The organism is Ruegeria profundi (assembly GCF_001507545.1).
GTDB lineage: Bacteria > Pseudomonadota > Alphaproteobacteria > Rhodobacterales > Rhodobacteraceae > Ruegeria > Ruegeria profundi.
This window is the reverse complement of sequence record NZ_LQBP01000004.1, coordinates 375,991-400,535: the sequence shown is the minus strand read 5'-3', so window position 1 is coordinate 400,535 and position 24,545 is coordinate 375,991. Positions and strand designations below refer to the sequence as shown.

The window sequence follows — 24,545 nt, the reverse complement described above, 5'->3', positions numbered from 1 at the left end:
GGCGCCAATGTCGCCCATAAACCGAGGCTGGCCGACGTAGACGGCAGAAAACCTTCAGCAAGGAGAAATTACGCGAGTTTCCACACACCCTCGGCTCGTTCCAGACTTCGGAGGCAGCGCAGCAATCCCGTGACCGACGCATTTCTCTGTCGGGCGCACGTTACGGGCTATACATCTGACCCAAATACTACTATCGCCAGATCTTTCCCGGCATTTGGTGACCCATGCAAGATTTCTCAGCCCTCCCGAAAACCCTATCCAGTGCGCTGACCCAAAAAGGCTATAGCGGCTTGACTCCTGTACAAGAGGCTGTGTCAGATGAAGCGCTGGCAGGAAAAGATCTGCTTGTCTCTGCACAAACCGGTTCAGGCAAGACCGTGGGCTTCGGGCTGGCAATGGCGGAGGAACTTCTTGATAAGTACGGTCGGTTTGACCGACCAGCGGCGCCATTGGCCGTGATTATCGCACCCACGCGCGAACTGGCCCTGCAAGTCCGGCGAGAGTTCGACTGGCTGTTTGCCGAGGCCGGAATAGTCACTGCGTCGGCGGTGGGTGGCATGGATGCGCGCGCAGAACGCAGGACACTCGAACGTGGTGCACATGTCGTGGTCGGCACGCCTGGGCGGCTGCGCGATCATATCGCGCGTGGGGTGATCGACCTAAGCGATTTGCGAACCGTTGTTCTCGACGAGGCCGACGAAATGTTGGACATGGGGTTCGCCGAAGACCTTGAATACATCCTTGATCAAACGCCCAAGAGCCGGCGCACCTTGATGTTCTCGGCCACTGTTCCGCGAGGCATTGCCAAGCTGGCCCAGACTTACCAGAAAGAAGATGCGCAGCGGATCAAGGTCGGAAGTGCAGAAGCGCAGCATTCGGACATTACCTATAGTGCCCTGAACGTGGCCCCGTCAGATATCGAAAAAGCGATCATCAATTTGCTGTGCTATCACAACGCAGAGACCGCAATTGTGTTCGCCAATACCCGATCCATGGTTGCGCGTCTGACCGCGAAATTCTCCAATCGGGGTTTTGCTGTCGTCTCACTGTCAGGGGAGCTCAGCCAGACAGAGCGCACCAATGCGATGCAGGCCCTGCGTGACAAGCGCGCGCAGGTCTGTGTTGCGACGGATGTCGCCGCCCGTGGCATTGATCTTCCAGGGCTGGAGTTGGTGATCCATGCAGATCTTCCTTCAAATGCGGAAACTTTGCTGCATCGTTCGGGACGGACAGGTCGCGCCGGGCGCAAGGGAATGTCCATCCTGATTGTGCCAGGTCGACAACGCTCAAAGGCGCAACGATTGCTGAAATCAGCCAAGTTGGAGGCCGAATGGGGCGCCCCGCCCTCTGCGGACGAGGTGCTCGCACGGGAAGAGGAACGCATCATTTCCAATCCCGCCCTGGATGAGCCGCCAAGTGCCGAGGAAACGGCTTTTGCAGAACGGCTGCTCAGCGGAAGAACCCCAGAGCAGGTCGCTGCAGCCTATATGCGCCTTTACCGAGAGCGCCACTCGGCGCCGGAGATCCTGGGAACGGCGCCAGAGCCCGGAAAACGCAACACTGATAGGCGCGCGGCGTTTGGGCCAAGCACCTGGTTCTCACTTTCTTTGGGGCGCAAACAGCGTGCGGAGCCGCGTTGGTTATTGCCAATGCTGTGCCGCAACGCGGGTTTGTCCAAAGACGCCATCGGCGCAATCCGCGTTCAATATCAAGAGACCTTTGTCGAGATTGCCAATGATGCCGTGCCCGCAATGAAACAGGAATTGGGGGCCGAGCTCACCTTAGAACAAGGTGCGACCCTCACTGAGCTGGCAGGCACACCAGATTTCGATGCCTCTCCTAAGGGACCGCCTGCGGCACCAAATTTATCAGACCAAGCAGCCAAGAACCGAGGACCTCGTGCAGGCAAGCCGTCGAAGTCTGCGCGCGGCTCCGAACATTCCAACCAAAATGCCCGGATTGCATCCGAGCGCCCAAAGGGCCGAAGAAAATCCGCTGCAAGCACATCGAGTAGACTAGCAAGCGAGGATACGCCAAAGCAGGACAAAGCTCTGCATAGGCAGCCGACAAGCGAGCACGGAAAGGCAAAACTACAGCCTGCCGCGAGGGATAAGAAGCGACAAAAACGAGAAAAGAACGCCGCTGACACATCCAAATCTCTGCGAGCGCCAAAGGCGCGCCAAAAGGCCAACCACAAAGACTCAAACGTGCCGCGTTCAAAAAGCAGAAACGGCAAGGGTGGAGAAACAAGACCTTTCCGCAAGCCTTCGAAGAGAAATTGAGCACTCAGTTACCTACAGATAGACCAGTGAGAAAAAAATGAGAATTGTCTAGGCCCCGGACTTCATTAGCGGGGCGGTCTCGGTCGAGCTGTTTTGCGCAGCATGATTGATCCGTGATGGCGGTGTCGCTGTGTCAATTCGTGCCCGCCCTGCTTTCTGTCGCGGCCTTCGATTGGGGTCCTTCGGGTCCATGCTTCGGTTCGTGCTCAGCGCCTTGGCTGCCAACATGATATAGTTCCGATCTGCCCATCTCATTGGCGTGCTTGATTGGTGTCAGCGACGGTCCGGACCACAGCATCATCGGACCCACGTCCCCGCGGGACCTCGAAGGCCTGCGATCAGGCCATGTTCGGTGCCGCGTCGGGCTGCAATACGGTGCCATCGACTCAAATCCGATGAATGATGTCACGCTCAAGAATGTGCTCCGGGCCAAAGGCGTCATCTCAGAAGATGAAGCTGGTCCTTTCCGCTGTGTTTGGCGGCCGGCTGCGGCGCGTCATGCGGCTCGAAAAAAAGCCCGGCCTCAGCGGCCTCCTGGTCGATCCGCGGGAGGTGAAATCCCTTACGCCGCGCGGCCTGACAGGCATGAGTGCTGGTCTTGCGTTCATGATGCTGGGTATCGGAGTGGCTGCCGGTAAGCGGCCGATCTCAGCCCAGTTTGGCGAGACGGTTTTGAAAACTGTCAGCGTTCAAGGTGAAGAAGACGCGTGGGTCACACCCGCCGCAATGGCCTGCTTCCGCAGGAGATATGTGACTTTCAAAAGCCTTCTGATCGAGGCGAAATGCAATCAGCCTCAGTTGAAACGGATGCTGGCTGCTCACGAAATTAAACCGGCTTTCGACCCGAAAACCCCCGGCGCGATTCTCTACCGAAGGGCGGACGTACCGAAATCCTTGGAAACGTGACCTCCCAACATAAGCACCATCCAGATTGCCGCCTTCGGGTGGCAGTTTTCAGTAGCCCGAAAATATCTGCTTTGAACCTGTCTGTAGACACGACCTAGGAACCTCGGTCGTATAGCGCGCCTGCGGGTTTCAGGTGAGGCGCGGCAAGTGCCAATGCGATGGTGAACAAAGCTGAACGCTCGGTGTATCTGCCGACGAGCCCGCGAAACCCGTGCCAAGCAAGAGAAAGTACTGATATCACGCCCTGTGCGTTACCGATCCACAAGGGAACGTGAATTGAATCTCTTACGCAACAGTTTAACGATCGCAGTATTGATGTCTCTTTTCCGCCTCATTTTGCGCTGATAAGGATGAAAAACGTGAGCAGTGATAAGTTGAACGGTACAGGCGGTCAAATGAGAACCAGAGCAAGCGGTCGAGTAGCCATTTTCTGGACTCAGACGGAAATCGATGGGCTTGAGGCTGCGCCCTTGTCCTTTCTGAGTGTCGGAGCAGCGTGGTCATGGCGCGGTCAGGCGCGGTATTTGGCGGAGCCCGCCGCGCAGCCTTTGGGGTTGGGCAGAGTGGCCGGCACCCAAGCGGCACCAACGGTTCGGAACGTTCAGATACAGAACCTGCCGGACGCAGCGCGTGGACTGATCGTATTGACAAATGGTGCCCAGACCTTCACGGGGCACGTCTTTCTTGTTTCGGGTGAATCGGCTCCAATACTCGTCTTCGAAGGTGCATGTCCGGGGCGTGATCAGGAATTCTGGATCAGTGAATTCATCGAGATCGAAAACCAAAGCGACGAAGCAGCTGAACAGGACAGGACCATCGTTGTGTTTCCGTTCAGGCCAACGCCGGATGTGGGCGATCTGGATCCAAGGAAAGCGGTTTTAGTTGGTCGTAGGGTCGATTGAAGCCCCGATAAAGATCAGTTTCCAAGGAAATTCCTGCGTCGCATGGTTTGCCCTGTTGACTCCGTCGGTTTCGCATATATAAGCGCGGCTTCATTGGTGTTGGTGGCCCCCGCAAGGGGATGCCTGTCATGGGGGAAACCTCAAGAGGACAACGCCCTTCATTGTTGCGGCGCGGCCGAAACTATCTCGCATCGGGTTGAGCGGAGACGCTATTGCAGCCCGAAAAGTGGGAACCGGTTTTCGGATCAAGCTGCAATGCCACTAAAGAAGGAGATCAGCCGTGACCAAACGCACGTCTGCCAAGTACAAAATTGACCGCCGGATGGGTGAAAACATCTGGGGTCGTCCGAAATCCCCGATCAACCGTCGTGAATACGGCCCCGGCCAGCACGGCCAGCGCCGCAAAGGCAAGCTGTCTGACTTTGGTCTGCAGCTGCGCGCCAAGCAGAAGCTGAAAGGTTACTACGGCGACCTGACCGAGAAGCAATTCCGCCGCATCTACGCCGAAGCTGAGCGTGTCAAAGGCGACACCGGTGAAAACCTGATCGGTCTGCTGGAGCGCCGCCTGGACGCTGTTGTTTACCGCGCCAAGTTCGTAGCGACTGTCTTCGCTGCACGTCAGTTCGTGAACCACGGTCACGTCAAAGTAAACGGTAAGCGGGTCAACATCCCGTCCTACCGTGTGAAGGAAGGCGACGTTATCGAAGTGCGTGACAAATCCAAGCAACTGGCTGTTGTTCTGGAAGCTGCCGCTTTGGCCGAGCGTGATGTTCCTGATTACATCGACGCCGACCACTCGAAGATGACGGCAACTTTCGTCCGCGCACCGGGCCTGGGTGATGTGCCTTACCCGGTTGTTATGGAGCCGAACCTGGTCGTCGAATTCTACGCGAAGAACTAATCTTCGCTGATATCGAATTCCGAAAGGCCGCGCCAGAAGGCGCGGTCTTTTTTGTTAAAGGGGGGCGCTGCCCCCATCGCGTCAGGCCGCGATTCCCCCGGGATATTTTCGGCCAGATGAAGAGCGGATCAGAGTGGCAGCGGTCGCCCTTCGGCGATTGCTTCCATTGCGAAGTAAGAGGTCACGCTGTCCAGTTCGACCTTTTCAATCAGGCGCTGGTAGACCCTGTCGTATGACGCCATGTCCTGTGTGACTACTTTCAGCTGATAATCGTAGTCACCACCGATCCTGTGAAAATCCACCACCTCGGGGATGGTCAGAACGTGGCGGCGAAAGGCCTGCAGCCACTCGGCCGAGTGATGGCGCGTGCGCAGCATGACAAAAACCACAAGGCTTAATCCAAGTTTCTCACGCGCGATCCTCGCAGTGGACCCAATCAGTACGCCGTTTTCGTTCAGTGACTTGAGCCGCCGCCAGCAGGCGTTCTGTGACAGGCCGACTCGGTCGGCCAGCTCGCGTTGGGAGAGGGTAGCGTCCTGTTGAAGCTCTTTCAGGATGCGTGTGTCAATTCGATCTAACTTTTCACTCATATGAAGTCATCTGACACAAAATAGGGAGAAAATCAGCAAAATTTTGTGAAGTTTCTGTGCTGCACCTCAATCATATTGGGTGGTGCAATACGGAGCCCAAACCATGACCCTGTCCAAGTTTCGCGCAGATATCCAAACCACCACTCGCATTGCTAGCCTGCGTGACGGGTTGATCGGAGAAAACGTTCTGATCCCGGGTTTGCACGGTGACGTGCCGCTGGTCTATGCGGATTACGTCGCTTCGGGGCGTGCGCTGCGTCAGGTTGAAAGGTTTGTTGCCGAACAGGTGCTGCCTTTTTATGCGAACAGCCACACCGAGGCCTCCTATTGCGGATCATACATGACGCGTTTACGCCGCGAAGCGCGTTCCGAAATAGCCCGCATCGTTGGTGCGACACGGGGAGAGGATGCGGTGATTTTCACCGGGTCCGGTGCCACCGCGGGCCTGAACCGGCTGGTCAGCTTATTGGGTGTAAATACAGCTGACCGGCCGGTTGTCTTGATCGGGCCGTATGAACATCACTCGAACATCCTGCCGTGGCGTGAAAGCAAGGCGCGTGTGATCGAGGTGCCCGAGGCGGCTGACGGCGGCGTTGATCTGGCTGTACTGGAACAAATTCTGGTCGAGAATGCCGCATCGGATCTGGTTATCGGATCTTTTTCGGCGGCTTCAAACGTGACGGGAATCATCACCGATCCGGACCCGATAACGCGGTTGCTCAAGGCGCATGGGGCAGTTTCGGTGTGGGATTACGCGGGTGGCGGCCCCTACCTGCCAATGGACATGGGCCCCGAGGATGCGCGCAAGGACGCCATCGTAGTTTCACCGCATAAGTTTCCGGGCGGGCCGGGGGCGTCAGGTGTCCTGATCGTCAACCAGAAGGCCGTAAAGCGGACGTGCCCCAGTTGGCCCGGTGGCGGCACGGTCAGCTTTGTCTCGCCCTGGCGGCATGACTACAGCGAAGATCTGGCTACGCGGGAAGAGGCCGGTACGCCCAATGTGATCGGAGACATTCGTGCAGCGCTTGCTTTCATCGTCAAGGATGTTGTCGGCACCGATGAGATCGCCTGCCGCGAGGCGCAGTACAACCGTATGGCGTTGGAAGGTTGGCGCGGAAACCCGAACCTGACCCTTTTGGGCGCGGGCAACCCGCATCGCCTGCCGATATTTTCCTTTCTTGTACGCGACAATTCAGGTCAGCCCGTACACCAGCAACTGTTTACCCGAATGCTTAGCGATGTTTATGGCATACAGGCACGGGGCGGGTGTGCCTGTGCCGGGCCGTATGCGCATCGTCTGCTGGGGATTGACCGTGCAACGTCGGACCAACTGTATGCATCTCTGTCTGCGGGGGAAGAGATGAAAAAGCCCGGTTGGGTGCGGCTGAACTTTTCATATCTGATGCATGAGGATACCGTTCAGTTCATCATCGACAGCGTTAACGACCTGTCGCGCCGAACCGAAGAATTTGCACCGTTTTACAGCGCTGACCCGGCGACAGCCCGTTTCCGGGCGGCGTGACGGAATTGCCGCTTTTCTCACCCCGTTGAGACAGGTATGAGAGGCTTCAATCAACGGAGCCTCTTATGAACAAGATCATACCTCAACCCGGCATTATGGACATCGCGCTGTATCAGGGCGGCCAGTCGCATCTGGCCGGGGTTGAGCATGTGATCAAACTCAGCTCGAACGAAAACCCTTTCGGTCCCAGCCCCAAAGCGATTGAGGCCGTGCGAAACAGTGCGGCAACGCTGCACCGCTATCCAAGTACGGACCACGCCAGTCTTCGGGCAGCGATTGGAAAGCGTCACGGGCTGGACCCCGCGCGGATCGTCTGCGGTGTTGGCAGCGATGAGGTACTGCAGTTTGTCGCCCAGGCCTATGCCGGGCCGGGGGATGAGGTCATTTATACTGAGCATGGTTTCTCGATGTACCCGATCATCGCCCGTATGGCCGGGGCGACGCCTGTCATGGTGCCAGAGCGTGAGCGCCGCGTGGACGTGGACAATATTCTTGCCGCTCTAACCGACCAAACGCGGATTGTGTTCGTGACCAACCCGGGCAATCCGACCTCGACCATGATTGCCGAGGTTGAACTGGTAAGACTGGCCGAGGCTTTGCCGCAGACCTGCCTGATGGTGATTGACGGGGCCTATGCCGAATTTGTCGATGGATTTGACGGCGGCGCATCGCTGGTGGATCGGTTCGAGAATGTGATCATGACCCGGACGTTTTCAAAGGTCTACGGGCTGGGCGGAATGCGCGTTGGCTGGGGCTATGCCGCGAAGGCAATCATCGATGTGCTGAACCGGGTGCGCCAGCCTTTCAACCTGTCTTTGACGGCGTTGGCTGCGGCCGAAGCGGCGTTGGCTGATCAGGATTTTCTGTCCTTTTGTCAGGCCGAGAATGCGCGCCTGCGCGTGTGGTTGTCAGATGAACTGGCCAAGATTGGCGTTGCCTCGGATGCCTCATGCACCAACTTTATCCTCGCGCGTTTTGCCGATCAGGCCGAGGCCGAGGCCTGTGACGACTTTCTCAAGACCCAAGGTCTGATTGTGCGGCGCGTCGCAGGGTACAACCTGCCGAACGCACTGCGCATCACCGTGGGTGACGAAGAGGCCTGCCGTCGTGTCGTCGCGGCCATTACCGCGTTCAAAAGGGGTGCCGCATGAGTCAGGTATATGACCGCGTCGCTCTGATCGGACTGGGTCTGATTGCGTCATCCATGTTCTGGGCTATCAAACGCGCGGGCCTAGCCAATGAGGTCACCGGCTATGCACGGTCCAAGGCGACCCGTGAGACTGCACGGCGGATCGGCCTGTGCGACCGGGTCTGTGAGACAGCGCAAGAGGCGGTCGAGGGCGCCGATCTGGTGGTTCTGTGTATTCCCGTCGGGGTGATGGGCGCAGTGGCCGAGGAAATCGCGCCAGCCTTGAAGCCGGGGGCGACCGTCACTGATGTGGGGTCTGTAAAAGGCCATGTGATTCAGGCGGTCTCACCCCATGTTCCTGATGGCGTGCATTTCGTTCCGGCCCATCCATTGGCCGGGACCGAGCATTCCGGCCCCGAATCTGGTTTTGCCGAGCTTTTCGACAACCGCTGGTGCTTGTTGGTGCCGGTTGCAGATTCGGATCCCGACGCCATTGCCCGCCTGCGTGCACTGTGGGAGGGCATGGGGTCTTATGTAGATGAAATGGACGCAGAGCATCATGATCTGGTTCTGGCTGTCACTTCGCATGCGCCGCACCTGATCGCCTATACGATGGTGGGTGTGGCAGACGACCTGCGCCGGGTGACGGACAGCGAGGTTATCAAATACTCGGCTGCCGGTTTCCGGGATTTCACGCGGATTGCCGCCTCGGACCCGACCATGTGGCGGGATGTGTTCCTGTCGAACAAGGAGGCGACGCTGGAAATTCTGGGCCGCTTCACCGAAGAGCTTTTTGCGCTGCAACGTGCTATCCGTACCGGTGATGGCGAGCATCTGTTCGACTATTTCACCCGCACGCGCGCGATACGCCGTGGGATCATCGACGCGGGGCAGGATACGGATGCGCCGGATTTCGGAAGGGGAAAGGCGAACACATGAGGCACCTCTGGAGGATGTTGGTGATCGGATGTGTGGCCGTCAGCGCCACAGGGTCCAACGCCTCCCCTCCAGAACAGTCGCTGGTTCCCGTCGCGCGAACATCCTTTGCTTTCGCGTCCTCCGTACCAAACGTCAAGGTTCGCCCGGCTCTGCGCCCGGTGTCTCCGCAAACCCTGGCAGTCGCTGCTCGTCCTGCAAATTTACCCTTGCTGGGGCCGGATACCTCGCTGATGCCCTATCTGCGGCCAAAGGCGTTAGAGCAAGAGGCGCTGTTCAACAAGCGCAAGCTGCGCAAAAGCTCGGTTTGTGGGGATATCGCCATTCAGGGTAAGCCGGTCGGTCGTGTGCCCGGAAAGATCAAGGCGTGTGGGATCAAAGAGGCGGTTCAGATCACCTCGGTTTCAGGTGTGACTCTTAGCCGTCCATCGACAATGGATTGTGGTACGGCGATTGCCCTGAACAAGTGGGTCGACAAGTCCGTTATACCAACCTTCAAACGGCGCGGGCCGGTGGTTGAATTGCAGGTCGCCGCCCACTATGCCTGCCGCACCCGGAATAACCAAAAAGGTGCAAGGATCTCAGAGCACGGCAAAGGCCGGGCGATTGATATCTCGGGTTTTAAAATGGCGGATGGTGAGGTTGTGACGGTGTTGAACGGCTGGCGCAAGAATCCGTCAAAACGTCAGCTTACCAAGGTTTGGCGTGGCGCGTGTGGTCCGTTTGGCACTGTGCTGGGGCCAAATGCAGACCGGTATCACCAGGACCATTTCCACCTGGATACGGCGCGCCATCGCCGTGGCCCATACTGCCGCTAGCGCAAGATCAGACGAGGGGCAGGGCCAAGCGGCAGGGGGCCCAAGGCCACAAAACCATCCCTAAGATTCAGCTGCATATCCAGCGTATTCGGATTGCCGCCCAGACCCGCCATGAAATTCAGCGCGCGCGTCACCGTGTCAACCGCCTGATCCGGCAAAGCACCGGCGGCGTTGGCCATGGCGATCATGTCGCGCCAATTCTCGGCCCGGATTGCAATTTCGCCGGTTGGAATGCCTTGCGCATCAACATCCAACTCACCGGCTGCGAACAGGCGCAATGCACCCCATTTCATCTCGGCCAACCGCAGGTCGATTTTTATCGGCTGCGGTCTGCTTTCTTCCAGGGCAGAGCGGTCCCACGGTTTGTCGAACGTTGCGGTCAAGTCCAGTTCGAGCGTCTCAAAAGCCTGCGGCAACGTCGTGGCCGAGCGCATCAACTCGCGCAGGTCGTCTCCGGGTGTGAAACCGTCGACTTGGGCGCGGATTACGTATGCCTCGGGTATTGCGCTCTGCTCCATCACCAGGGCCAATGTATTGCCGCCGGCCAGCGCCTCGGTGTCGTCGGTGATTGACCACGGGCCCGCAGTCAGCGCCATCTTCTCAAGAACCAGGGCCACACCGGGTTGAAGTTGCAATTCGGCTTGCAGGTCACTGGCTTGAATGGTTGCGGTCTGGTCGAAATAGGACAGGCGCTGAGGCGTATCGGCAAACCGAAGGACCTGTCGTCCAGGCCAGATCGCGGGGCTTTGGAATTCGATCCAGTCTGCGCTCCATGCCGTGCCGGTGCCCGGATCGGCCAGCGCGGGGTTATTCAGACGCGTCATGTGGTGAAACGGGTACCCGTCGGTTTCAACGTCCGAGAATTCGGCTTGCCAGCCGCGCGCCTGCTGTGCATCGAACCACGCGGTGATTGCGTTGCGCAGACCGAAACCTGCGACGAACCAGTAGGCGCTCCAGATCACAACTATGAAAATGACTGCTCGTATCAGACCGCGCATGGCAGTTCGCCCTTTTTCCCACCTCGGAATTGATGTTTATAGGTGCAAACGGGCAAGGGCCAGAGCTATGACGATGTGGGTTTTCGGATATGGATCGCTGCTGTGGAATCCGGGATTCCCGGTTTCACGCAGCGAACGCGCCACATTGCATGGCTACGCCCGGTCTTTCTGCATGAGCTCGATCCATCATCGCGGCACCGAAGAACATCCCGGACTGGTTTTGGCCTTGGATGAACAGGCCGAAGCCAACTGCAAAGGCTTGGCCTTGGCGGTTGAAGCAGGCCATGAGGATCGCACCCTTCAGGAACTGCGTGAACGTGAGCTGATTTCATCGGCTTATGTCGAGGCGATGCTGGATGTACATCTCGACTCGGGTGAGACGGTCAATGCCGTGACCTACGTGATCGATGCCGACCACGTGCAGTATTGCGGTGGTATGCCACTGGAAGATCAAGCCCGGATTATCGCCCATGCCGTCGGTGGGCGTGGACCGAACACCGAATATCTTTACAACACTGCTGAACATCTGGCCGAGATCGGCCTGCGCGATCCTGATCTTGAGTGGTTAGCGCAACGGGTGCGGACCATCACCGCATAAACCCTTGGCGTCACCGACGCAATTTCGCTAGATTCACGCAAGAGCAGGCAAAAACCGGGAACCACGCGCATGGCGCAGGCACATCAGGGCGCGAGACCACATTTCTCGCAACCCATTCGTCAGATCGTTACGATGCTGGTCGCGATCGCGTTGGCAGGGTTCGGGGTCTTCATGGCGCTGCCCTATGTGCTGCCGGTTTTCTATGCCAACCCTTATCTGAACGGCTTTATCATTCTGGTCTTTGTGATCGGCGTGTTCGCCTGTTTCTATCAGGTCGCACAGCTCATCGGGTCGGTGCGCTGGATCGAAGCTTTTGTGGGCGGTGTGGTCCGTGAAGATGCCCGTACACCGCAATTGTTGGCGCCGCTGGCGTCGCTGCTGCGCGAACGGGGCGCGCGGTCTCAGATCAGTTCAACTTCGACGCGGTCCATCCTGGATTCCGTGGCCGAACGTGTCGAAGAAGAACGAGAGATCACCCGCTATATCACCAATGTCCTGATTTACCTTGGTCTTTTGGGCACGTTCTTCGGGCTGGCCACTACGGTTCCGGCAATTGTTGACACCATCCGCAGCCTTAACCCGCAAGAGGGCGAAGAGGGGCTGGCTGTTTTCAACCGACTGATGGTCGGGCTTGAATCGCAATTGCAGGGAATGGGCGTGGCCTTTGGCTCGTCGCTTCTGGGTCTTGCCGGATCGTTGATCGTGGGCTTGTTGGAGCTTTTTGCAGGGCATGGCCAAAACCGCTTCTACCGCGAGCTTGAGGAATGGCTTTCCTCGATCACGCGGGTAGGATTCGGGGCCAGCGACGAAGGCGGTGCTGAACTGGCTGTTCTGACCCCGGTTTTGGATGCGATGTCAGAACAAATGAACGCCTTGCAGGACTTGTTTTCAGCGCAAGAAGCAGACCGCGCTGCGGTGTCGTCCAAGCTGGGTCAGTTGACTGATGCAATTGGCGAGATGAACCAGCGGCAGGAAAACAACGAGGGTGTGACAGCCGCCCTTGAGCGGGTGGCCCTCGGACAGGATGCCTTGTTGGATCACATGCGTGAGCAGGGCACCGGTGACGGAATTGATGCCGAAAGCCGCATGCGCCTGCGGTCGATGGATGTGCAATTGCTGCGTATCCTCGAAGAAATCTCGGCTGGTCGTCAGGAAAGCATGAGTGAAATCCGCAAGGATATCGAACTGTTGGTCAAAGCTCTGACATTGCCCCGCGGCGCTGTTCGGACCGCGCCGGAAAGAGAGTAAGGTATGGCCCTATCGCGTCGTACAGGTCAGCGGTTCCAGGGTTCGGTCTGGCCCGGCTTTGTGGATGCGATCACCGGTCTGCTCATGGTGCTGACCTTTGTACTGACCATCTTCATGGTGGTCCAGTTCGTGTTACGAGAAACGATCTCGGGGCAAGAGGATGAGTTGACCGCCCTGTCGGATGAGGTCGCCGCACTGGCCGGCGCGTTGGGTTTGGAAGAACGCGAAAACAGCCGGTTGCAGGCGCGCATGGGTGTGCTGAACTCAACGCTGACCCAGGTTGAGACAGAGCTGGTGCAAGCACAGATTCAACTGACCGATTTTGAGGATCAGGTTGCGGCCCTGCTGCTTGAACAAGAGCGCGCACAGGGCGAAATCGCCGACTTGCAGAACGAACAGGACGCTTTGAACCTTGCCTTGGCGCAAAGCCGGGCCGAGATCGATGAACAAACTGAGGCCGCGCGTCTGGCCGCAGCCCAGCGAGAAGCGCTTGAAGCTCTGGTCGCTGACCTGGAGCAAAACGAGGCTGCGCAGTCGACCCGCATATCTGAGCTTGAGGAAGAATTGAGCGCAGAAGAGGCCGCTAAACTGGCCGAAGCCGCCGCTGCCGAAAACTTGCGCAACCGGTTACAGAATGCTGATGCGGAACTGACTGCCATGACACTTGCCCTGGAAGCGCAGCGCAAAGAGGCCGAGGAGACGTTGACCCTGCTGGCAGCGGCGCAAGCCGCGAAGGCAGAATTGGAACGACAGTTTGGCGACCTGAACGCGCAAGACCTTCGGGCCCAGCTTGAGGCGGCATTGGCTGCGCAAACAGAGGCGCAGGCCGAAGCGCAGGAACAGCGCACGCTGGCCGAAGAGCGCGCGGCCCTGCTGTCCGTCGCCCGCGAAACGTTGTCAGCAGAACAGGCGATTTCTGAAAAAGCGCAGCGCGAAACTGCTTTGCTCAACCAGCAAATGGCGGCACTGCGTGAACAATTGGGCGGGCTTCAGGCCTTGTTGGACGACTACGCGGATCGCAACGCCGCGGCAGATATCCGCATCCAGACGCTGGGGCAGGATCTGAACGCTGCCTTGGCCCGTGCGGCCTCGGAAGAGCGCCGCCGCCGGATATTGGAAGAGGCTGAGCGCGCCCGTCTCGAAGCCGAAGCCGAAGACCTGGTGGCGCAGGCCGAGGATTTGCAAAGGTATCGATCAGAGTTTTTTGGCCGTCTGCGCGATGTTCTGGGTGATGAAGAGGGCGTGCGGATTGAAGGCGACCGTTTCGTGTTCTCGTCCGAGGTTCTGTTTGACACCGGGTCAGCCGTTCTGTCACCGGTCGGGCAGCAAGAGGTCGCCAAGGTGGCCAATATCCTGCGCAGCGTAGCTGCGGAAATTCCTGAGGGGTTGAATTGGGTGATCCGGGTTGATGGTCACACCGACAACGTACCCTTAGCCGGGACTGGGCGATATCGCGACAACTGGGAGCTTAGCCAAGGTCGGGCGCTTTCCGTCGTGCGATATATGGTCGAGGCGCTGGGAATTCCGCCAAACCGGCTGGCCGCCAATGGGTTCGGAGAGTTTCAGCCCGTCAACCCCGCAGACACACCCGAAGCCCGTGCCCAGAACCGTCGGATCGAATTGAAGCTGACCGAGCGCTAAACGCTGCCTATGCATGACATAGATGCGGTCCGTTGCGATGGGAGTTCTATTTACGCGCTGAGCGGGTCCGCAGAACCCAAACTGTCACACTTTGGCGCGTGAGCTGTCTCTTGCCTTTCAAGCGGTGGCAGATTGGGCATAGGTTGAAATTGCGAGAACAACGCCCCACCCAGCGCCAGCTTTGGTGTTTGAACTACCAACAAGAACCAAGGGCCAAACTACACCAAGTTGGGCCGAGCGCCCTATGAAAGAAGAATGGCCACAAGAGTGTGGCGCACACAAGCCCGGTTGGACCATCAACCGGGCTTTCTAGTATCATTTTTCGCCGTTGGTCAGTCCGCTGTCAGAAGCGGTGGCTTGTCACCTGGAATGCGCGGCTGATCCGGACCAAAAATCTCAAGGTTCAGTTCGCCTTTCTTGACCGAGACACGAACAACTCCGCCCTTGGCCAGTTTGCCGAACAGAAGTTCTTCGGCCAGAGGCTTCTTGATATGCTCTTGGATCACGCGACCCAATGGACGTGCGCCCATCTTGTCGTCATACCCTTTATCCGCGAGCCATTCAGCGGCCTTGGGTGTCAGATCAATTGTCACGTTACGGTCCAGCAACTGAGCCTCAAGCTGCAGCACGAACTTCTCGACCACTTGCAGAATAACGCTTTTCGGCAGTGGCGCGAACGAGATAACCGCGTCCAGACGGTTGCGGAACTCCGGCGTAAAGGTGCGCTCGATGGCGGCCGTATCTTCCCCTTCACGGCGGTCACGGGCAAAGCCGATCGCTGCCTTAGCCTGTTCCTGCGCACCCGCGTTCGAGGTCATGATCAATACCACGTTGCGGAAATTCACGGTACGGCCGTTGTGATCGGTCAGTTCTCCGTGGTCCATCACTTGCAACAGGATGTTGAAGACGTCCGGATGGGCTTTTTCAATCTCGTCCAGCAGCAGCACGCAGTGCGGATGCTGGTCCACGCCGTCGGTCAAAAGACCACCCTGATCAAACCCGACATAGCCCGGAGGCGCACCGATCAGACGGCTGACGGCATGTTTCTCCATGTATTCGGACATATCGAAGCGCAGCAGTTCAACGCCCAGATTATCCGCGAGTTGTTTTGCCACTTCGGTCTTACCGACACCGGTTGGACCTGCGAACAGGTAGTTACCGATGGGCTTCTCAGGTTCACGCAGACCCGCACGCGCCAGCTTGATCGCACTGGCCAACGCCTCGATCGCTTCATCCTGACCAAACACCACCCGTTTCAGCGAAGCTTCGAGGTCTTTCAGAACCTCAGCATCGTCCTTGGTGACGTTTTTGGGTGGAATGCGCGCGATTTTGGCGACCACGGCCTCAATCTCTTTCACTCCGATGGTCTTGCGGCGCTTGCTTTCAGCAACCAGATGCTGTGCGGCACCGGCCTCATCAATCACGTCGATGGCCTTGTCCGGCAGTTTGCGATCATTGATGTAGCGCGCTGACAACTCTACGGCAGTCTTGATTGCGTCCGCCGTGTATTTGATCTCGTGGTGTTTCTCAAAGTAAGGCTTGAGGCCACGAAGAATCTTCACGCTGTCTTCGACCGAAGGTTCGTTCACATCGATTTTCTGGAACCGGCGGCTGAGCGCGCGGTCTTTTTCAAAATGCTGGCGGAATTCTTTGTACGTGGTAGATCCCATGGTCCGCAGCTTGCCACCCTGCAGGGCTGGTTTCAGCAGGTTTGACGCGTCCATTGCGCCGCCAGAGGTGGCACCGGCACCGATCACAGTGTGAATCTCATCGATAAACAGGACTGCGTCGGGGTGATCTTCCAACTCGGTCACAACGGCCTTCAAGCGTTCCTCGAAGTCACCGCGATAACGTGTTCCGGCCAGCAGTGCGCCCATGTCCAGCGAATAGATCGTGGTGTTTGCCAGCACGTCGGGGGCCTCACCCGCGACAATCTTGTGCGCCAAGCCTTCGGCGATAGCGGTTTTGCCCACGCCCGGATCACCCACCAACAGCGGATTGTTCTTGCGGCGGCGGCACAGCACCTGAATACAGCGCTCAACCTCATCTGCCCGGCCGATCAGGGGATCAACGTCACCAGCGCGCGATTTCGCGTTCAGATCAATACAGTATTTCCCCAGCGCACTTTCTTTCTGATCGCCTTCAGCAGTGCTGGACTGTGCTTCTTCTTCCACTTGATCCGCGCCTGAGACTGAGCGGTTTTCGCCATAAGCAGGGTCTTTGGCCACGCCATGCGCGATGAAGTTCACAGCGTCATAGCGGGTCATATCCTGTTCTTGCAGGAAGTAGGCGGCATTGCTTTCGCGTTCGGCAAAAATGGCAACCAGAACGTTGGCCCCGGTGACTTCTGTCCGGCCTGAACTTTGCACGTGGATTGCCGCACGTTGGATCACGCGCTGGAACGCGGCCGTCGGAACAGCCTCAGATCCGTCGATATCAGTGACGAGGTTTGACAGGTCCTCGTCGATGAATTCGACAAGCGTGCTGCGCAACTCATCCAGGTCAACGCTGCATGCCTTCATGACGCGGATGGCGTCAGGCTCTTCCAGAAGCGCCAGCAGCAAATGCTCCAGCGTGGCGAATTCATGTCGCCTTTCGTTCGCAGCCGCCAGGGCCGCGTGAATGGCTTGTTCTAATGTGCTCGAGAATGAAGGCACGTGGGTGCTCCTCTTCTTGTCTTGGGTCGCATGGGGGCGGGCTTCGGCCCCGATCCGACCATGTCCTCATACTATTAGAGTTTGGTTGATCGTGGCCCGGCTTCAAGGGTTTTCTTTCACTTGACAGTCACATTTAATGTGACCGTTGCCGCGAAGAGCGTGAAATAGGCACTAGAAGCGATCTTTTCTAGCCCTGATTTCCGCAAAAACCTCAGCCGGGTCTGCGTTTTTCATGCCCAAATGTGCCTGAATCGCCGGATCTGCGGCGCGTAAAAAGGGATTTGTGGCTTTTTCCAGCGCCAGCGAGGACGGAACCGTCGGCTGCCCGGCAGTACGGGCATGGTTGATTTCGGCCATGCGCTGTTGCAACGCAGCGTTGTCCGGATCAACTGTAATCGCAAACTTGGCATTCGATTGTGTATATTCGTGACCAGAATACACGATTGTTTCGTCGGGCAAGGCCGCCAGTTTGGACAGAGACGTCCACATTTGCGGTGCGGTCCCTTCGAACAAGCGCCCACAGCCGAGGGCCATCAGACTGTCGGCGGTAAAGACGGCCGCGCTTTTCGGCAGGTAATATGCCACGTGGCCAACCGTGTGGCCTGATACGTCCAGCACTTGCACGGGTTCGCCGCCAAGGTCGAAACTGTCGCCGTCGGCCACTTGCTGATCCAGCGGGGGCAGGCGGTGGGCATCAGCCGCAGCGCCGATAACCTTGGCCGGATGTTTTTCCAGGATACCGGCCAGCCCGTCCACGTGGTCCCAGTGATGGTGGGTCAGCAAAACGTGGCTCAGCTTCCAGCCACGCGCATCCAACTCGGCCAGAATCGGGCCCGCCTCGGGCGCGTCGATGAGAGCGGTTTGACCGCTTGCGGCGTCATGCGCCAGAAATGCGTAGTTATCGCTGAGACATGGGATGGTTACGATCTCAAGAGGCATGGCCTTTTGCCCTTTCGTTGCTAGACTGCGGGCAGCTAAGCCGATTGACCGGGTGTCTGCAATGCATCTTGATGTGCAGGATTTGAGGAATTTTTACTATCGCAGCACGTTGGGTCGCGCGGCGCAGGCGGCTATTCGTGGGCGGTTGATTGAGTTGTGGCCTGAGGCCAAAGGGCAGACGGTGGTCGGATTCGGGTTCGCCGTACCCTTACTGCGACCTTATCTCGCGGATGCGCGGCGGGTGATTGGGCTGATGCCCGGCCCCCAAGGGGTCATGCCGTGGCCCGCTGGGCTGCCGAATGTATCTGTTTTGACCGAAGAAACCCTCTGGCCTGTTGAAACCGGTCATGTCGACAAGCTGGTGGTGATGCATGGTTTGGAAACGTCGAGCCGACCAAGCGACTTGCTGAATGAATGCTGGCGCGTTCTTGGGCCGGGCGGGCGGGCGCTTTTTATAGTGCCGAATCGGGCCGGGCTATGGTCGCGTACAGACCGGACGCCGTTTGGCTTTGGGCGTCCGTATTCAGCATCGCAATTGGAAAGCCAATTGAAGGCCCATTATTTTCTTCCTGAAAGCCACTGCTCTGCCCTTTATATGCCACCGTCGTTTCGGCGCTTCTGGCTTAAATCAGGAAGCCTGATCGAGAAAACCGGGCAGCGTGTGCCCACAATTATGGCGGGCGGTGTCCTGATGATTGAAGCCAGCAAGCATATCCAACCGCCAAGTGGCAGCGTCACGAAAGATGCAGCGCGGCGACCCCTGAAAGCGTTGGATGGTTTGTTGAAACCCGCATGATCGATCTTCGTGATCAAGGCGGAAAAAATGCGGGAAATAAGTCACAGGAATCGCTAAAACCTGAATATTCGTAACATTTTTCAACTGCGTCAACGGGTCCAAACCGTCGCACTTTGCGTAAGTGTATGAAAATTAATAATTTGTGGATATTTCTGTTACCGCTATAGCGTATTGCTTGGTTGGATAGGCTCTGCTACATCCCCGGTGATTTTGATCCCCGCCCTAAATGGACGGGGTGTCTTCACGCCCCCGGGGTAGCTGCCGCAACGCGAATTCGGGGCCTAAAGTATCGGAAGGGTGGACGTGTCCGAACCAGCTTCGATTTCCACAGGCATTGCCGAGCGCTATGCCACCGCAATCTTTGAGATTGCAAAAGAGAATAATGACCTTGCAGGCCTGGAAACCGGCATAAATGATCTGGCAGCGGCCTTGAGCGAAAGCGCCGACTTGCGCGACCTGATCGCCTCGCCTCTGGTGTCGCGCGCTGAACAGGAAGGCGCGATCACTGCCATTGCCGACAAAATGGGTCTGCATGCAATTCTGCGCAACACGCTGGGCCTGATGGCGCAAAAGCGCCGCCTGTTTGTTGTGCCGCAACTGGTGCAGGTTCTGCGTGACATGCTGGCCGAAGAGCGTGGCGAAGTGACCGCCGATGTCGCGTCGGCCAAAGCGCTGACCAAAACTCAGATGGAAAAACTGTCCAAAACGCTGTCCGAGCGTGTGGGCAAGACCGTGACAATCAATGCGACCGTGGATGAAAGCCTCATCGGCGGTCTTGTCGTTAAAGTGGGCTCGAAGATGATCGATAGCTCGATCCGCTCGAAGCTGAACTCCCTACAGAATGCAATGAAAGAGGTCGGATAAATGGGAATCCAAGCTGCAGAGATTTCTGCAATCCTGAAGGACCAGATCAAGAATTTTGGTCAGGAAGCCGAAGTAGCCGAAATCGGCCGCGTGCTGAGCGTCGGTGACGGGATTGCCCGTGTATACGGTCTGGACAATGTACAAGCCGGTGAGATGGTCGAATTCCCCGGCGGCATCATGGGCATGGCGCTGAACCTGGAAAGCGACAACGTTGGTGTCGTTATCTTTGGTTCCGACCGTGACATCAAAGAAGGTGACACCGTTAAGCGCACCAACTCGATCGTGGACGTTCCGATCGGTGACGAACTGCTGGGCCGTGTTGTTGACGGTCTGGGCAACCCGCTGGACGGCAAAGGCCCGATCAACGCCTCCAAGCGCGGCGTTGCAGACGTTAAGGCCCCTGGCATCATCCCGCGTAAATCGGTGCATGAGCCGATGGCAACCGGACTGAAATCGGTTGACGCGATGATCCCCATCGGCCGTGGCCAGCGTGAGCTGATCATTGGTGACCGTCAGACCGGTAAGACCGCTGTGGCTCTGGATACCATCCTGAACCAGAAAGTCTATAACGACGCAGCGGGTGACGACGAGTCCAAGAAGCTGTACTGCGTCTACGTTGCGGTCGGTCAAAAGCGTTCGACTGTTGCGCAGCTGGTGAAGAAACTGGAAGAGTCCGGCGCGATTGAATATTCGATCGTTGTTGCCGCGACCGCGTCCGACCCGGCGCCGATGCAGTTCCTGGCACCTTACGCCGCGACCGCGATGGCTGAATACTTCCGTGACAATGGCCGCCACGCGCTGATCATCTATGATGACCTGTCAAAACAAGCTGTGTCCTATCGTCAGATGTCGCTGCTGCTGCGCCGTCCGCCCGGACGTGAAGCCTATCCGGGTGACGTGTTCTACCTCCACTCCCGTCTGCTGGAGCGTTCGGCGAAGCTGAACGAAGACTTCGGTGCAGGCTCGCTGACCGCTCTGCCGGTTATCGAAACGCAGGGTGGTGACGTTTCGGCGTTTATTCCGACCAACGTGATTTCGATCACCGACGGCCAGATCTTCCTGGAAACCGAACTGTTCTACCAAGGTATCCGTCCTGCTGTGAACACCGGTCTGTCGGTTTCGCGTGTGGGCTCGTCGGCCCAGACCGATGCGATGAAATCGGTTGCCGGTCCGGTTAAGCTGGAACTGGCGCAGTACCGCGAAATGGCCGCGTTTGCGCAGTTCGGCTCGGACCTCGACGCCGCAACCCAGCAGCTGCTGAACCGTGGTGCGCGTCTGACTGAGCTGATGAAGCAGCCGCAATACTCGCCGCTGACCAACGCGGAAATCGTCTGCGTCATTTTCGCGGGAACCAACGGGTACCTCGACAAGATCAGCGTCTCGGATGTCGGTCGTTACGAAGCTGGCCTGCTGTCGCACCTGCGCGGAAAGCACGCCGACCTGCTTAAGTGGATCACGGACGAAGATCCCAAGATCAAGGGTGACGCTTCTGACAAGATCAAGGCTGCGCTGGACGAATACGCCGCAACCTTCGCTTAAGGGAGAGGCGGGCACATGCCAAATCTTAAGGACCTTAAAAACAGGATCGAGTCGGTCAAATCGACCCGCAAGATCACCAAGGCCATGCAGATGGTCGCGGCCGCAAAACTGCGCCGCGCCCAGGAAGCTGCCGAACAGTCACGTCCCTATGCCGAGCGGTTCAATGCCGTGATGGCGGGACTGGCCGCTTCGGTCGGGGGCAGCGACAGCGCCCCCAGGCTGTTACGTGGAACAGGCAGTGAGGATGTCCATCTGCTGGTTGTCATGACGGCAGAACGCGGCCTGTGTGGCGGTTTCAACGCGAACATAGCCAAGCTGGCTCGCGCCAAGGCGGAAGAGCTGCGCGGTAAGGGCAAAACGGTCAAGATTCTGACCGTTGGCAAGAAAGGCCGCGACGCGCTCAAGCGTGATTTTGGCGATCTGTTCGTTGGACATATCGACCTGAGCGAGGTCAAGCGCATTGGCTATGCAAATGCGCAGGACGTCGCAAAGGATATCCTGACCCGCTTTGACGATGGAGAGTTCGACGTTGCCACGATCTTCTACTCGAAGTTCCAGAACGTTGTGACTCAAATCCCGACGGCACAGCAGATCATCCCCGCCTCGTTTGAGGACACCGAGGATGACGATAGCAGTGCGGTCTTCGATTACGAGCCCAGCGAAGAGGCCATTCTGGCAGAACTGCTGCCCAAGGGGGTCGCGACCGCGATCTTCTCGGCTCTGCTTGAAAACGGGGCCTCGGAACAGGGTGCACGGATGTCCGCGATGGACAACGCGACACGCAACGCGGGTGAGATGATCGACAAACTGACGATCCAGTTCAACCGCTCGCGTCAGGCCGTGATCACCAACGAGCTGATTGAAATTATTTCCGGCGCCGAAGCGCTGTAGAGACTAACCGGAGACGAAACATGGCGAATGCAAAAGGCAAAGTCACACAGATCATCGGGGCCGTCGTCGACGTGCACTTCGAAGATCAGCTGCCTGAAATTCTGAACGCGCTGGAAACCACCAACAACGGCAAGCGCCTGGTATTGGAAGTTGCTCAGCACCTAGGTGAAAATACTGTCCGCACCATCGCGATGGACGCGACCGAGGGTCTTGTCCGTGGCGAAGAGGTGACCGACACCGGCGCGCCGATCTCGGTTCCTGTTGGCAACGCCACCCTGGGCCGCATTCTGAACGTGGTCGGTGAGCCGATCGACGAAAAGGGCGACGTTGAAACAACTGAAACCCGCGCGATCCACCAGCCCGCACCCGAGTTCGACGAACAGTCGACCGAGTCGGAAATTCTGGTCACCGGCATCAAGGTTGTTGACCTGCTGGCCCCCTACGCCAAAGGCGGTAAGATCGGCCTGTTCGGCGGTGCTGGCGTGGGCAAAACCGTTCTGATCATGGAACTGATCAACAACATCGCAAAAGTGCACTCGGGCTTTTCCGTGTTCGCGGGTGTTGGTGAACGGACCCGTGAAGGGAACGACCTGTACCACGAGATGATCGAATCGAACGTTATCAAGCCGGACAATCTGTCGGAATCGCAGGTTGCCCTGGTTTACGGTCAGATGAACGAACCTCCGGGAGCGCGTGCGCGTGTTGCTCTGACAGGTCTGACCCTGGCCGAGCAGTTCCGCGATCAGTCCGGTACCGACGTTCTGTTCTTCGTCGACAACATCTTCCGCTTCACACAGGCGGGCTCCGAGGTTTCGGCTCTGCTGGGTCGTATTCCGTCAGCCGTGGGCTACCAGCCGACACTGGCCACCGACATGGGTGCCCTGCAGGAGCGTATCACCTCGACCAAGGCTGGCTCGATCACCTCGGTTCAGGCGATCTACGTGCCTGCGGACGACCTGACCGACCCTGCGCCGGCAACCTCGTTCGCGCACTTGGACGCGACCACCGTTCTTAACCGTGCGATCTCGGAAAAGGGTATCTACCCGGCCGTGGACCCGCTCGACTCGACCTCACGCCTGCTTGACCCGGCCATTGTTGGTGAAGAGCACTACAAGGTTGCAACCGACGTTCAGCAGATCCTCCAGCGTTACAAGTCGCTGCAGGACATCATCGCTATCCTCGGCATGGACGAACTGTCGGAAGAGGACAAGCTGACCGTTGCCCGCGCCCGTAAGATCGAACGCTTCCTGTCGCAGCCGTTCGACGTGGCCGAAGTCTTCACCGGCAGCCCGGGCGTTCAGGTTCCACTGGATGTCACCATCTCGTCGTTCAAGGCCGTTGTTGCCGGCGAATACGATCACCTGCCCGAGGCGGCCTTCCTGATGGTTGGTGGCATCGACGAAGTGATCGCCAAGGCCGAAAAGATGGCTGCGGCGGCCGCCTAAGGAGTATCCCTGATGGCAAACACGATGCAATTCGACCTTGTCAGCCCTGAGCGGAGCCTTGCTTCGCTCAGCGCGACAGCGGTCCAGATTCCCGGCGCGGACGGGGACATGACGGCGATGCCTGACCATGCCCCCACCATCACCACGCTTCGCCCGGGCGTCCTGAAGGTCGACGCGCCCGAAGGATCCAGCGAATACCTGGTGACCGGCGGATTTGCTCAGATCAACGGCGACGGGTTGTCGGTATTGGCTGAAAAGGCCATTCCGGTGGACGAAGTAACCCGTGCGCATCTGGATGAGCTGATCGCCGAGGCGCGCGCCTCGCATGAAAAGGCAAAAAACGGCGACGATCAGACCATCGTCGACGAAGCTGCCAAGCTGCTGGCCGACATGGAAGCCCTTGGAACCCATATGAGCCTGTAAGGCCAAAGCGTAATTGTCTTTGTAAAGCGGCCCCGATGTTTCGGGGCCGTTTTTTTGTCGTGATTTTGCCCAATGGATTAGATACCTTACGGGAATTCAATCAAACTGATAGTGAAATGAAGAAATTTATCTCCCATCCCATCGGTGTCGATCAGGGCGAAAAGATTTTGTTCTCAGAGTTTGCTGAGGGTGGGGGTATGTGGACCGGTGAAGGACCACGCGAACGTTCTGCGGAAATTCGGTTTAGTGAGACCTTCCGCTCGGTCCCGGTTGTGCAAATAGGCGTGGCGCTTTGGGACGTGGACACCTCATCCGCGCTGCGCGCCGAGGTAAAGGCCGAAGACATCACCGAGGACGGCTTCAAAGCGATTTTTCGAACCTGGTCAGACACCAAGATTGCCCGTATCCGCGTGGTGTGGACGGCAATCGGGGACCTCTCGCATGAGGACGATTGGGATATCGCCTGACCGCACTCCGCTGCGGGGCAGTCCGCTTTCTCAAGGTGACATAAAACTGTATC

At 57.9% G+C, this 24,545-nt stretch carries 22 protein-coding genes; 18 read left to right on the top strand and 4 right to left on the bottom strand.

Annotation, left to right across the window (positions count from 1 at the left end):
* The first annotated feature begins 290 nt into the window (after positions 1-290).
* From AVO44_RS10310 to rpsD, 4 genes are all read left to right on the top strand, one after another.
* Entirely contained in the window at positions 291-2,282 is a 1,992-nt protein-coding gene (locus tag AVO44_RS10310; RefSeq protein ID WP_420865717.1) for a DEAD/DEAH box helicase, read from the top strand.
* Positions 2,283-2,684: 402 nt separating this feature from the next.
* Complete coding sequence (locus AVO44_RS10305) at positions 2,685-3,188, top strand: hypothetical protein (protein WP_205626538.1); 504 nt, start codon at positions 2,685-2,687, stop codon at positions 3,186-3,188.
* Between the two features lie 395 nt (positions 3,189-3,583).
* Positions 3,584-4,090 carry a hypothetical protein gene (locus tag AVO44_RS10300; RefSeq protein ID WP_157769960.1) on the top strand — a complete coding sequence of 169 codons (507 nt, stop codon included), beginning with the start codon at positions 3,584-3,586 and terminating at the stop codon, positions 4,088-4,090.
* Between the two features lie 280 nt (positions 4,091-4,370).
* The gene (rpsD, locus tag AVO44_RS10295) at positions 4,371-4,991 is read left to right on the top strand and encodes a 30S ribosomal protein S4 (protein ID WP_068336304.1); all 621 of its coding nucleotides are present in this window, start codon (positions 4,371-4,373) and stop codon (positions 4,989-4,991) included.
* A 128-nt stretch (positions 4,992-5,119) separates the two neighbouring features.
* On the opposite strand, the gene AVO44_RS10290 is transcribed toward rpsD, so the two are convergent.
* Positions 5,120-5,581, bottom strand: a complete 462-nt coding sequence (locus AVO44_RS10290) for an Lrp/AsnC family transcriptional regulator (RefSeq protein ID WP_068336301.1) — start codon at positions 5,579-5,581, stop codon at positions 5,120-5,122.
* Positions 5,582-5,684: 103 nt separating this feature from the next.
* On the opposite strand from AVO44_RS10290, the gene AVO44_RS10285 reads away from it, so the two are divergent.
* The 4 genes from AVO44_RS10285 to AVO44_RS10270 all read left to right on the top strand — a co-directional run bounded on the left by AVO44_RS10285 (position 5,685) and on the right by AVO44_RS10270 (position 9,986).
* On the top strand, positions 5,685-7,103 hold the full coding sequence (locus AVO44_RS10285; protein ID WP_068336298.1) for an aminotransferase class V-fold PLP-dependent enzyme: 1,419 nt from the start codon (positions 5,685-5,687) through the stop codon (positions 7,101-7,103).
* A 65-nt stretch (positions 7,104-7,168) separates the two neighbouring features.
* Positions 7,169-8,254, top strand: a complete 1,086-nt coding sequence (gene hisC / locus AVO44_RS10280) for a histidinol-phosphate transaminase (RefSeq protein WP_068336296.1) — start codon at positions 7,169-7,171, stop codon at positions 8,252-8,254.
* Positions 8,251-9,171: a prephenate/arogenate dehydrogenase family protein gene (locus AVO44_RS10275; protein WP_068336293.1), complete on the top strand. Its 921-nt coding sequence runs from the start codon at positions 8,251-8,253 to the stop codon at positions 9,169-9,171. Before hisC ends, AVO44_RS10275 begins: the two co-directional genes overlap by 4 nt.
* The gene (locus tag AVO44_RS10270) at positions 9,168-9,986 is read left to right on the top strand and encodes an extensin-like domain-containing protein (RefSeq protein ID WP_068336290.1); all 819 of its coding nucleotides are present in this window, start codon (positions 9,168-9,170) and stop codon (positions 9,984-9,986) included. Before AVO44_RS10275 ends, AVO44_RS10270 begins: the two co-directional genes overlap by 4 nt.
* Here AVO44_RS10270 and AVO44_RS10265 read toward each other — a convergent pair.
* Positions 9,983-10,984, bottom strand: coding sequence for a DUF2125 domain-containing protein (locus AVO44_RS10265; protein ID WP_068336288.1), 1,002 nt, complete (start codon positions 10,982-10,984; stop codon positions 9,983-9,985). The two genes, AVO44_RS10270 and AVO44_RS10265, sit on opposite strands and share 4 nt — an antisense overlap.
* 67 nt (positions 10,985-11,051) lie before the next feature.
* Between AVO44_RS10265 and AVO44_RS10260 the strand changes: the two genes are divergently transcribed.
* The 3 genes from AVO44_RS10260 (at position 11,052) to AVO44_RS10250 (ending at position 14,471) form a co-directional block, all read left to right on the top strand.
* Positions 11,052-11,582 (top strand): gamma-glutamylcyclotransferase, encoded by a 531-nt coding sequence (locus AVO44_RS10260; RefSeq protein WP_068336285.1) that lies wholly within the window; start codon positions 11,052-11,054, stop codon positions 11,580-11,582.
* A gap of 69 nt (positions 11,583-11,651) precedes the next feature.
* On the top strand, positions 11,652-12,830 hold the full coding sequence (locus tag AVO44_RS10255; protein ID WP_068336283.1) for a biopolymer transporter ExbB: 1,179 nt from the start codon (positions 11,652-11,654) through the stop codon (positions 12,828-12,830).
* Positions 12,831-12,833: 3 nt separating this feature from the next.
* The gene (locus tag AVO44_RS10250) at positions 12,834-14,471 is read left to right on the top strand and encodes a peptidoglycan -binding protein (protein WP_068336279.1); all 1,638 of its coding nucleotides are present in this window, start codon (positions 12,834-12,836) and stop codon (positions 14,469-14,471) included.
* A 332-nt stretch (positions 14,472-14,803) separates the two neighbouring features.
* Here AVO44_RS10250 and clpA read toward each other — a convergent pair whose 3' ends face one another.
* Positions 14,804-17,128 (bottom strand): ATP-dependent Clp protease ATP-binding subunit ClpA, encoded by a 2,325-nt coding sequence (gene clpA, locus AVO44_RS10245; RefSeq protein WP_068336274.1) that lies wholly within the window; start codon positions 17,126-17,128, stop codon positions 14,804-14,806.
* A gap of 171 nt (positions 17,129-17,299) precedes the next feature.
* On the bottom strand, positions 17,300-18,067 hold the full coding sequence (gene gloB / locus AVO44_RS10240; protein WP_068336272.1) for a hydroxyacylglutathione hydrolase: 768 nt from the start codon (positions 18,065-18,067) through the stop codon (positions 17,300-17,302).
* Positions 18,068-18,128: 61 nt separating this feature from the next.
* Here gloB and AVO44_RS10235 point away from each other — a divergent pair, with 61 nt between their 5' ends.
* From AVO44_RS10235 to AVO44_RS10205, 7 genes are all read left to right on the top strand, one after another.
* Complete coding sequence (locus AVO44_RS10235; protein WP_068336416.1) at positions 18,129-18,863, top strand: methyltransferase domain-containing protein; 735 nt, start codon at positions 18,129-18,131, stop codon at positions 18,861-18,863.
* Between the two features lie 303 nt (positions 18,864-19,166).
* Positions 19,167-19,727 (top strand): F0F1 ATP synthase subunit delta, encoded by a 561-nt coding sequence (locus AVO44_RS10230; RefSeq protein WP_068336269.1) that lies wholly within the window; start codon positions 19,167-19,169, stop codon positions 19,725-19,727.
* A complete protein-coding gene (gene atpA / locus AVO44_RS10225; protein WP_068336267.1) occupies positions 19,728-21,266 on the top strand; it encodes a F0F1 ATP synthase subunit alpha in 1,539 nt (512 codons plus the stop codon).
* Between the two features lie 15 nt (positions 21,267-21,281).
* Positions 21,282-22,157 (top strand): F0F1 ATP synthase subunit gamma, encoded by an 876-nt coding sequence (locus AVO44_RS10220; RefSeq protein WP_068336264.1) that lies wholly within the window; start codon positions 21,282-21,284, stop codon positions 22,155-22,157.
* Positions 22,158-22,177: 20 nt separating this feature from the next.
* On the top strand, positions 22,178-23,602 hold the full coding sequence (gene atpD, locus AVO44_RS10215; RefSeq protein ID WP_068336261.1) for a F0F1 ATP synthase subunit beta: 1,425 nt from the start codon (positions 22,178-22,180) through the stop codon (positions 23,600-23,602).
* A 12-nt stretch (positions 23,603-23,614) separates the two neighbouring features.
* Entirely contained in the window at positions 23,615-24,025 is a 411-nt protein-coding gene (locus AVO44_RS10210) for a F0F1 ATP synthase subunit epsilon (protein ID WP_068336258.1), read from the top strand.
* 116 nt (positions 24,026-24,141) lie between these two features.
* Positions 24,142-24,492, top strand: a complete 351-nt coding sequence (locus tag AVO44_RS10205) for an H-type lectin domain-containing protein (RefSeq protein ID WP_068336414.1) — start codon at positions 24,142-24,144, stop codon at positions 24,490-24,492.
* Positions 24,493-24,545: the final 53 nt, after the last annotated feature.

What these genes read in the sequence shown, in the direction of transcription:
- AVO44_RS10235 (WP_068336416.1), top strand. Translation starts at nt 18,129, where the DNA reads ATGCATCTTGATGTGCAGGATTTGAGGAATTTTTACTATCGCAGCACG.
- AVO44_RS10270 (WP_068336290.1), top strand. Translation starts at nt 9,168, where the DNA reads ATGAGGCACCTCTGGAGGATGTTGGTGATCGGATGTGTGGCCGTCAGC.
- AVO44_RS10210 (WP_068336258.1), top strand. Translation starts at nt 23,615, where the DNA reads ATGGCAAACACGATGCAATTCGACCTTGTCAGCCCTGAGCGGAGCCTT.
- AVO44_RS10260 (WP_068336285.1), top strand. Translation starts at nt 11,052, where the DNA reads ATGACGATGTGGGTTTTCGGATATGGATCGCTGCTGTGGAATCCGGGA.
- AVO44_RS10275 (WP_068336293.1), top strand. Translation starts at nt 8,251, where the DNA reads ATGAGTCAGGTATATGACCGCGTCGCTCTGATCGGACTGGGTCTGATT.
- AVO44_RS10250 (WP_068336279.1), top strand. Translation starts at nt 12,834, where the DNA reads ATGGCCCTATCGCGTCGTACAGGTCAGCGGTTCCAGGGTTCGGTCTGG.
- AVO44_RS10285 (WP_068336298.1), top strand. Translation starts at nt 5,685, where the DNA reads ATGACCCTGTCCAAGTTTCGCGCAGATATCCAAACCACCACTCGCATT.
- AVO44_RS10290 (WP_068336301.1), bottom strand. Translation starts at nt 5,581, where the DNA reads ATGAGTGAAAAGTTAGATCGAATTGACACACGCATCCTGAAAGAGCTT.
- AVO44_RS10305 (WP_205626538.1), top strand. Translation starts at nt 2,685, where the DNA reads ATGTCACGCTCAAGAATGTGCTCCGGGCCAAAGGCGTCATCTCAGAAG.
- AVO44_RS10205 (WP_068336414.1), top strand. Translation starts at nt 24,142, where the DNA reads ATGAAGAAATTTATCTCCCATCCCATCGGTGTCGATCAGGGCGAAAAG.
- AVO44_RS10300 (WP_157769960.1), top strand. Translation starts at nt 3,584, where the DNA reads ATGAGAACCAGAGCAAGCGGTCGAGTAGCCATTTTCTGGACTCAGACG.
- AVO44_RS10220 (WP_068336264.1), top strand. Translation starts at nt 21,282, where the DNA reads ATGCCAAATCTTAAGGACCTTAAAAACAGGATCGAGTCGGTCAAATCG.
- atpA (WP_068336267.1), top strand. Translation starts at nt 19,728, where the DNA reads ATGGGAATCCAAGCTGCAGAGATTTCTGCAATCCTGAAGGACCAGATC.
- gloB (WP_068336272.1), bottom strand. Translation starts at nt 18,067, where the DNA reads ATGCCTCTTGAGATCGTAACCATCCCATGTCTCAGCGATAACTACGCA.
- AVO44_RS10255 (WP_068336283.1), top strand. Translation starts at nt 11,652, where the DNA reads ATGGCGCAGGCACATCAGGGCGCGAGACCACATTTCTCGCAACCCATT.
- atpD (WP_068336261.1), top strand. Translation starts at nt 22,178, where the DNA reads ATGGCGAATGCAAAAGGCAAAGTCACACAGATCATCGGGGCCGTCGTC.
- hisC (WP_068336296.1), top strand. Translation starts at nt 7,169, where the DNA reads ATGAACAAGATCATACCTCAACCCGGCATTATGGACATCGCGCTGTAT.
- AVO44_RS10265 (WP_068336288.1), bottom strand. Translation starts at nt 10,984, where the DNA reads ATGCGCGGTCTGATACGAGCAGTCATTTTCATAGTTGTGATCTGGAGC.